The sequence below is a fragment of the Kitasatospora sp. NPDC004240 genome (genome assembly GCF_053603215.1).
Genome location: NZ_JBSGFD010000015.1, coordinates 38955 through 48079 on the forward strand (window position 1 = coordinate 38955; position 9125 = coordinate 48079).

General features: G+C 73.9%; 3 protein-coding genes. All 3 read left to right on the forward strand.

The window, feature by feature from the left end; genetic code table 11:
* Positions 1-663: 663 nt before the first annotated feature.
* The 3 genes from ACWEQL_RS06765 to ACWEQL_RS06775 all read left to right on the forward strand — a co-directional run bounded on the left by ACWEQL_RS06765 (position 664) and on the right by ACWEQL_RS06775 (position 9120).
* The gene (locus ACWEQL_RS06765) at positions 664-1323 is read left to right on the forward strand and encodes an ABC transporter ATP-binding protein (RefSeq protein ID WP_452149101.1); all 660 of its coding nucleotides are present in this window, start codon (positions 664-666) and stop codon (positions 1321-1323) included.
* 35 nt (positions 1324-1358) lie between these two features.
* Positions 1359-3914, forward strand: coding sequence for an FtsX-like permease family protein (locus ACWEQL_RS06770; RefSeq protein ID WP_452149102.1), 2556 nt, complete (start codon positions 1359-1361; stop codon positions 3912-3914).
* Positions 3915-4203: 289 nt separating this feature from the next.
* Entirely contained in the window at positions 4204-9120 is a 4917-nt protein-coding gene (locus tag ACWEQL_RS06775; RefSeq protein WP_452149103.1) for an amino acid adenylation domain-containing protein, read from the forward strand.
* Positions 9121-9125: the final 5 nt, after the last annotated feature.

Sequence of the window (9125 nt, forward strand, 5' to 3'; positions counted from 1 at the left end):
GGACGCCGGTCGCGCGGCGAACGGCCCGGTGACGGTATTTCAAACGGGGGAGAACGAGTGGATGTCGTATTGGTGCGGGATCCGCGCATTCGACGGGACCGGCGTCGGTGTCGCCGGCCCGGGCATTCCGGCCAGTGCCCCGGCCGGTGTCGTCCGGGAAGTCCGGCACCGCCGCCGAACCGGTGCCCGGGATCCCCGACTCCCCGGATTCATCTGCCAACACGGCGAGTTGGGGTCGTGACCCGGTAGTGTGCGCGCGGGAAGTGCCCTCCCTCGGTGGTGGCGGAAGCCCTGGACCGGCCTCGTCGTCCCAGCTCAGAAGGCGCTTTTCGCTTTTCCGATCTTGATCCTGGTTCCGGTCCGGCCGAAACGCGCGGGCCGGTCCGTCCGCCGGTGGAAAGCCGGGAGCCGGACGCCGGGTCCGGGCGGGGCGGCCGCCCGGGGTGTCCGGGTCTTATGGAAGGCGCAGGTGAGGGTCGTTATTCGCAACTGTTCGAGGCGTGGCCAAAAATCGTTTTCCGCCGGAGCCGGGTTGATCGGGAAGGGCGCCGGACGGTACCGTTCCAGCAAAGTGGGAAAGGGTGTGCAGTGACCAGTAGGTATGCTCTGTTATTGGAATCCGTGACGAAAACCTACGGTTCCGGTCGTAATGCGGTCACCGCCTTGGACGACGTGACGATAGGCGTGCCGCGCGGGACGTTCGTCGCGATCATGGGCCCCTCCGGCTCGGGCAAGAGCACGTTCCTGCACTGCTCGGCGGGTCTCGACAAACCCACGAACGGCGGGGTGACCCTCGGTGACACCCGCCTGGCCGGACTGGACGAGGAGCAGCTCACCGAGATCCGCCGGGAGCGCGTCGGGTTCGTCTTCCAGGCGTACAACCTGCTCGACTCGCTCACCATCGCCGACAACGTGGGCCTGCCGTTCCGGCTGGCCGGCGCCCCCGTCCCCGCCGACCGGGTGAACGCCGAGCTGGCGAACGTCGGGCTCGCCGACATGGGCGACCGCTACCCCGGGCAGCTCTCCGGCGGTCAGCGCCAGCGCGTGGCCATCGCCCGGGCCCTCATCACCAGACCCGATGTGATCTTCGCGGACGAGCCGACCGGCGCGCTCGACACCCGGACCGGCAAGCAGGTCCTCCAGCTGCTGCGGGGGGTCGTCGACCAGACCGGCCAGACCGTGGTGATGGTGACCCACGACCCGGTCGCCGCCTCGCACGCGGACTCGGTGACCTTCCTGGCCGACGGCCGGCTGGCCGGCGAGCTCAGGGGTCCGACGCCGGAGAAGGTGGCCGACCGGATGACCCGGCTGGGTGAGTGGTGAGCCGCGGGACCGGCGCAGGCACGGCGGATCCGCGGGTGGCCCCGAAGGCGAAGAAGAAGGTCCGCACCCTCTCGCGCGAGAACCTCGCGCTGGCCTGGAGCACGATCCGCGGCCGCAAGGGCGGCTTCACGGCGGTGCTGATCGCCGTCGCGGTCGGCTCCGCCGTGATCACCGCCTGCGGTGTGCTGCTGGAGACCGGGATCAGTTCCGGGGTCCCGGCCGAGCGGTACCACCGGGCGACCGTGGTCGTCGGCGGCTACCAGGCCCTGTCCGTCGACGGCGACACGGACCCGCGGCTCTCCGAGCGGGTCACCCTGCCCGCCGACACGGTGGCGAAGGTCGCCGCCGTCAAGGGCGTCGAGTCCGCGGTCGGCGACATCAGCGTCCGGATGACCGTGGTCGCGAAGGACTCCGTCCTCGACGGCCCGCCCGTGTACGGGCACGGCTGGTCCGCCTCGGTGCTGGCGCCGTTCACCCTGCGCTCGGGCACCCAGCCGCAGGGGGCCGACGACGTCGTGCTCGACGCCGACCTCGCCGGACGGGCCGGGGTCGCCCCGGGGGACAAGGTCACGCTGGTGGCCGGGTCGACGCCGAAGTCGTACAAGGTCAGCGGCGTCGCCGCGCCCGCGGTCACGCTCGACCGGCAGTCCGCGGTGTTCTTCACCGACGACCAGGCGGCGAAGCTGTACGGCACCTCCGAGCGGATCGACGCGGTCGGCGTGCTGGCCGCGGACGGGACCGACGCGGGTGACCTCGCCGACCGGATCGAGGAGGCCGTGCCCGGGGTGGTCGCCGCGACCGGTGACGACCGCAGCGACGTGGAGACGCTCGACATCGGGCAGATGCGCTCGTTCGTCATCGAGGTGGCCAGCGCCTTCGGCGCCACCATGATCCTGCTGGTGATCATCGTGGTCTCCGGCACGCTGGCCCTGTCGGTGCAGCAGCGCCGCCGTGAGCTGGCGCTGCTGCGGGCCGTCGGCGCCACCCCCCGGCAGGTGCTGCGCATGATCGGCGGCGAGGCCGTGATCGTCGGCGGGATCGGCGCCGTGCTCGGCGCGATCCCCGGCATCCTGCTCGCCATGCTGCTGCACAGCCTGTTCGCGGCGGCCGGGGTGCTGCCGTCCGGGTTCTCCCTGGTGATCTCCTCGACCCCGGTGCTGTGCGCCGTGCTGATCTGCGTCCTCGCGGCCCGGGTCGGCGGCTGGCTCGCGGCCCGGCGGGCCGCGAAGGTCAGCCCGGTCGAGGCGCTCGGCGACGTGGCGGTGGAACCGAAGAAGCTCGGCTGGGTCCGGCTCACGATCGGCATGCTGCTCGTGCCCGGCGGCCTGGCCATCGCGGTCGTGCTGCCGATCGTGCTGCCCGGCGAGTCGGGCGTCGAGGGCGCCGCCAGCTCCGCGCTGGTCCTGGTGATCGCCGTCGGCCTGCTCGGGCCGAAGCTGTTCGCCGGTGTCGCGGCCATGCTGGGCCGTCGCAGGGGCGGCGGCCCCACCTGGTTCCTGGCCGTGGCCAACTCCCGGGCCCGGGCCCGCAGGCTGAGCTCCGCCACCACCCCGCTGATCATGGGTGTGACCATGGCGGCCGCCCAGCTCTTCAGCGCCACGACGCTCGCCGCGACCGCGCAGGACCAGGTCGTCGACGGCGTGATCGCCGATCGCGTGGTGCTCGCCGAGGGCGCGGGGATCTCCCCCGGCCTGGCCGACGAGCTCCGGGGCGTCCCCGGAGTCCGTACGGTCGGCCCGGTCGCCCGGACCTCGACGATCCTCACCTGGCCCGACGGCGACGGCCTCCAGTACCGGATCTCCTCGGCGCAGGGCGTCGAACCGGCGGCCGTCCCGGACACCATGAAGCTGGACGTGCTGCGCGGCGACCTGAACGCCCTCACCGGGACGGCCACGGTCGCGCTCAGCCGCCTGGTCGCCGGCACGGTCGGCGTCGACGTGGGCGGCAGCGTCGACGTGCACCTCGGCGACGGCACCACGGAGAAGGCCAAGGTGGTCGCGGTCTACGAGAACGGGCTCGGGTTCGGCGACGTCACGCTGCCCCACGACGTGGTCATCGCGCACACCACCGACCACCTCGACCAGTGGCTGATGGTGAACGCCGGCCCGGAGGCGGACCTGGCCGCGGCACTGAAGCCGTACCCGACGGTGAGCGTGCACGACGCCGAGGCGGTCACCGCCGCACCGAGCGACGCGGGCGCCAACGGGGTCAGCCTGGTGCTCAACGCCGTCCTGCTCGGCTACCTCGCCATCGCCGTCGTCAACACGCTGGTGATGGCGACGATCTCGCGGCGCGGCGAGTTCGCCCTGCTGCGCCTCGTCGGCACCCGGACCGGCCAGGTCCGGTCGATGATGCGCCAGGAGGCGGGCATCATCGTGATCTGCGCGGTCGTCATCGGCACGATCGCCGCGCTGCCGTCGCTGATCGGGATGAGCTACGCGATCCGGCACTCGCTGTTCCCCTCGATCCCGCCCCTGATGTACCTCGGCATCGTGGTCACGGCGGCGGCGATCGCCTGGCCCGCCGTGATGCTGCCGGCCCGGCTCGCGCTGCGGCCCCCGGCGGTGGAGGCGATCTCGCGGCCCGAGTGACGGACGACCGCCGTCGCGGCTGAGGCGTGGCTCCGGCCACGCCTCAGCCGTTTCCGTGCCCACCCGCGCCCTCCCGTGTCCCACCCGCGCCCCTCCGGTTTCCCCGCCCGCGTGCCTCCCGTGTCCCGTCCGGGGCCCGCGCCGGGCGTCCCGCGGGCCCTGTGCGGGACCCTCGCCGAGCGGGCAGTTTCCTCACCGCTCAAGAACGTGGAGCCGGAACGCCTGCGCAGGCGAAGCTCGACCGTCGACTGATCCGCGCGCCACGCGAGTCTCCAGTGGAGGGCCGAGCATGTCCCACGGTTATGACAACGCATCCGCAGACCCGGAGGGCCGGGCCGTCCACCACCTCGTCGCCGCGTGGGCCCGGCGGGATCCCGGGGCGTCCGCGGTCGTCGACGCCGGCACGACCCTCACGTACGGCGAACTGGACGGGCGCGCCAACCACCTGGCGCACCGTCTGGTCACCGCCGGGGTGGGCGCCGAGTCGCGGGTCGGCATGCTGATGGGCCGCTCGGGCCACTCGGCGGAGACGATCGTCGCCCTGCTCGCCGTGCTCAAGGCGGGCGGGGTCTACGTGCCGCTGCACGAGAGCTACCCCGACGACCGGATCCGCGGGATGCTCGCCGACACCGCCGCGGTCGTGCTGATCGCGGACCGGTCCACCGCCGGCCGGGCGGAGCTCGCCGGGCCGCCCGTGCTCGTCGTGGACGCCGCGGACCCGGGTACGCGCCCCGACGCCCCGAAGGTGGACGTCGACGGGGAGCAACTCGCCTACCTCATCCACACCTCGGGCTCGACCGGCCGGCCCAAGGGCGTGGCCATCACCCACCGCAACATCATCGCGCTGTCCCGGGAGCGCCGGGTCCGCGCCGCCTTCGGCCGGAGCGCGCTGTTCAACGCGCCGCTCGCCTTCGACGCCTCCACGTACGAGGTCTGGCTGCCGCTGCTGAACGGCGGCCGGGTCGTCGTCGGGCCCGCGGAGCTGACCGCGCCGGCGCTGGCCGACCTGGTCGCCGGGCACGGACTCGACGCGGTCTTCCTGACCTCGGCGCTGTTCCGGCTCTTCGCCGAGGAGCGGCCCGACTGCTTCGCGGGGCTGCGCGAGGTCTGGGCCGGCGGCGAGGTGCTGTCGGCGACCGCCATGGAGCGGATGCGACTCGCCTGCCCGGACACCGCGTTCGTCAACGTGTACGGCCCGACCGAGTGCACGGTGTTCGCCACCGCGCACCGGATGACGCCGCAGGACGTGCGCACCCGGCCCACCGTGATCGGCACGGCCCTGGAGGACACCGAGGCGCACGTCCTCGACGAGAGGCTGCGGGCCGTCGGCCCGGGCGGGGTCGGCGAGCTGTACCTGGCCGGCGACGGTACGGGCCGCGGCTACTTCGGGCGCCCCGGGCTGACCGCCGAGCGTTTCGTGGCGGACCCGTCCACCCCGGGCGGGCGCCTCTACCGCACCGGCGACCGGGTGCGGCTGACCGAGGACGGGCTCGTGGAGTTCCTCGGCCGCACCGACCACCAGGTCAAGATCCGGGGCTTCCGGATCGAACTGGGCGAGATCGAGGCCGCGTTGCGCGACTGCCCCGGGGTCACCGACGTCGTCGTGGTGGTGCGGGAGAGCGGCGCCACGCGCAGCATCGTCGCGTACCCGACCGGCCCGGCCCCCCTGGTGGAGCGCGAGCTGCAGGACCGGCTGGCCGCACGCCTGCCGGGCTACATGGTGCCCGCGCGCATCGTCTGGATGGACCGGCTGCCGATCAACGCCAACGGCAAGGTGGACCGGCCCGCGCTGCCCGAGCCCCCGGCCGACGACGCGGCCTACCGCGAGCCGGCCACGGACACCGAGCGCGAGCTCGCCGCGATCTGGGCCGAGGCGCTGGGCGTCGAACGGGTCGGCGTGGGCGACGACTTCTTCGCCCTCGGCGGCGACTCCGTGCTGACCATGAAGATCGTCGCGCGGGCCCGGGCCAAGGGGCTGGTGCTGAGCACGGCCGACGTCTTCGCCCACCCGACGGTCGAGGCGCTGGCCGCCGCGGCGACGCGGCTGGAGCGGGCCCCGGCGGCGCCGTCCGCGTCGCCGCCGTCCGCGTCGGCGCGCTCGGGCAGCTACCCCCTGACCTCCATGCAGGGCGGCATGCTCTTCGACGCCCTGATGCTCGACGACCCGGCGCTGCACCTGATCCGGTTCGTGGTGCGGCTCGGCGACGTCGCCGACCCCGAACGGCTCGGCCGGGCCTGGCAGGAGGCCACCGAACGGCACGAGGTGCTCCGGACCGAACTGCGCTGGGCGGACGTCGAGGAGCCCCTCCAGGTCGTCCGGGACGAGGTCACGATGCCGGTGACCCACCTCGACTGGAGCGCCCTGCCGCAGGAGGAACACCCGGCGCGGCTGCGGGAGCTGCTCGACGCCGACCTCGCCGCCGGCGTCGACCTCACCCGGGCGCCGCTGAGCCGGGTCACGATCGTGCGGCTCGGCGACGGCTGCGTCGAGCTCGTCTGGACGATGCACCACGTGCTGACCGACGGGTGGAGCGCCGCCGAACTGCTCCAGGACGTGCTCGACGGGTACCGCGGCCAGCCGGTGCGCACCCGGCCGCCGTTCCAGGACTTCGTCCACTGGCTGGCGGGCCAGGACCTGGCCGCCGCCGACGACTACTGGCGCGCCCGGATGGCCGGCTTCACGACCCCGGTGGCCGTGCCCGGCGACCGGCAGCCGCCCGAGGGCCACCGGCCCACGGCCAGGCGCTCGGTGCAGGTGACGGTCCCCGCGCGGACGGCGGAGCGGGTCTCGGCGTACGCGCGGAGCACCGGGCTGACCGCCAACACCCTGATCCAGGGGGCCTGGGCGATCCTGCTGGCGCGTCTGAGCGGCGAGCGCGACGTCTGCTTCGGCACCAGCACCTCGGTGCGGCCGGCGGAGCTGCCCGGCGTCGAGTCGATGGTCGGCATGATGATCAACACTCAGCCCGTCAGGGTCCTGGTGGGGGACGACGAGGGGACCCTGCCCTGGCTCGCGGAGCTCCAGCGCGAGCAGGCCGCGGCGCGGGAGTTCGGCTACGCCCCGCTGAACCGGGTGCAGTCCTTCGCCGACGTGGAGCCCGGGGCCGCGCTGTTCCACACCGCCGTGGTCTTCCAGAACTACCCGTTCGACCGGACGGTGGTCCGCTCGTTCGACGTCGAGTTCGCCACCAACTACCCGCTGGCGCTGAGCGTGTTCCCCGACGAGTCGCTGGTCATGCGGCTGCTCTACGACGAGACGATCTTCGAGTCGGACACCGTGGAGCGGGTCGCCGCCCGGCTGATCACCGTGCTGGAACGGCTGGCCGACGGGTCCGCGCCGAGCGTCGGCGACGTGAGCGCGCTGACCGACGCCGAGCGGGACCTCATCCTCGGCGCGTGGGGCGTGGCCGCGCCCTCCGCGTACTCCGTCGAGCGGCGCGTGCACCGGATCATCAGCGAGCGGGCCGCCCGGTGGCCCGACACCGTCGCCGTCGAGCGCGGCGACCACCGGCTCACCTACGCGGAGATGGAGGAGCGCTCCAACCGGCTCGCCCACCACCTGGCCGACCTCGGCGTGGGCCCGGACGTGCTGGTCGGCGTCTCCGTCGAGCGCGGCGCGGACCTGGTCGTCGGCGTCCTCGGCACCCTCAAGGCCGGCGGCGCGTACGTGCCGATCGACCCCGACTACCCGGCCCAGCGCGCCGCCGCGATCCTGGAGGAGGCGCGCCCGGCGGTGGTGCTCACCCACGCCCGCCACCGCGAGCTCTTCGCGGGCACGACCACCCCGCTCGTCCTGCTCGACGAGCAGTGGCCCGCCATCGCCGCCCGCCCGGCGACCGCCCCGCCCGACCACGGCAGCCCCCGCGACCTGGTGTACACCGTCTACACCTCGGGCTCGACCGGGAAGCCCAAGGGCACCATGATCGAGCACCGCTCCATGGTGAACACCGTCGAGGCGGTCATCCCCCTGCACGTGCGCCCCGGCGGCCGGATCTACCAGCTCTCCCCGATGAGCTTCGACGCCGCCTCGCTCGTCCTGCTGAGCACGCTCGCGGGCGGCGCCACGCTGGTCGCCCCGGTGACCGCCGGGACGTACGGCGGCGCCGAACTGATCGAGCAGCTGCGGGAGGCCGACGTCACCGCGGTCACCGGGCCGCCGACCGTCCTGCCGGTGCTCGACCCGGCGGCGCTGCCGAAGCTGGAGTCCATCCTGTGCGGCGGGGAGGTCCTCACCCCGGACCTCGCCTCCGCCTGGTCGCCCGGCCGCCGCCTGCTCAACGGCTACGGCCCCAGCGAGTGCGCGGTCGCCGCGACGCTGTTCGAAGTGGAGCCCGGCGCCCGGTACGACAACGTCCCGATCGGCCGGCCGATCGCCAACACCGCCGTGTACGTCCTCGACGACCGGCTGCGGCCCGTGCCGCCCGGCGTCACCGGGGAGCTCTACCTCGGCGGCGACGGCGTGGGCCGCGGCTACGTCGGACGGCCGGACCTGACCGCGGAGCGCTTCGTGGCCGACCCGTTCGGCGCGCCGGGCGCCCGGCTCTACCGCACCGGCGACCTGGTCCGCTGGAACCCGGACGGCACGCTGGAGTTCGCCGGCCGGGCGGACGACCAGGTCAAGATCCGCGGCTTCCGGGTGGAGCCGCGCGAGGTCGAGAACGTGCTGCTGCGGCACGAGGCGGTGGCCGAGGCCGCCGTCGTCGTCCAGAGCGACGGGGCCGGCAAGCGGCTCGTCGCGTACGTGGTGCCGCGCGAGGGCGTCCCGTCCGCGGAGGAGCTGCGCGCGCACGTCGCCCGGCACGTGCCCGCGTACATGGTCCCGGCCGCCGTGGTGTCGCTGGCGGTGCTGCCGATCAACCGCAACGGCAAGCTCGACCGGGCCGCGCTGCCCGTGGCGACCTCCCGTCCGGACGAGGACTCGTACGTGGCGCCGTCCAACCCGACCGAGGAGGCCCTCTGCCGGATCTGGGGCGAGGTGCTGGACGTGCCCCGGGTGGGCGTCCACGACAGCTTCTTCGACCTCGGCGGCGACTCGATCAACGCCATCCGACTGGCCGTCCGCATGCGCACCGCGTTCGGCGTGCCGGTCTCCCCGAGGGACCTGTTCGAGCACCGTCACGTGAACGCCCTCGCCGGGGTCGTCCAGGAGCGGATCTTCGCGAGCCTGGCCGCCCTCTCCGGTGCCGAAGCGCCCGGCCGGATCTGATGAAG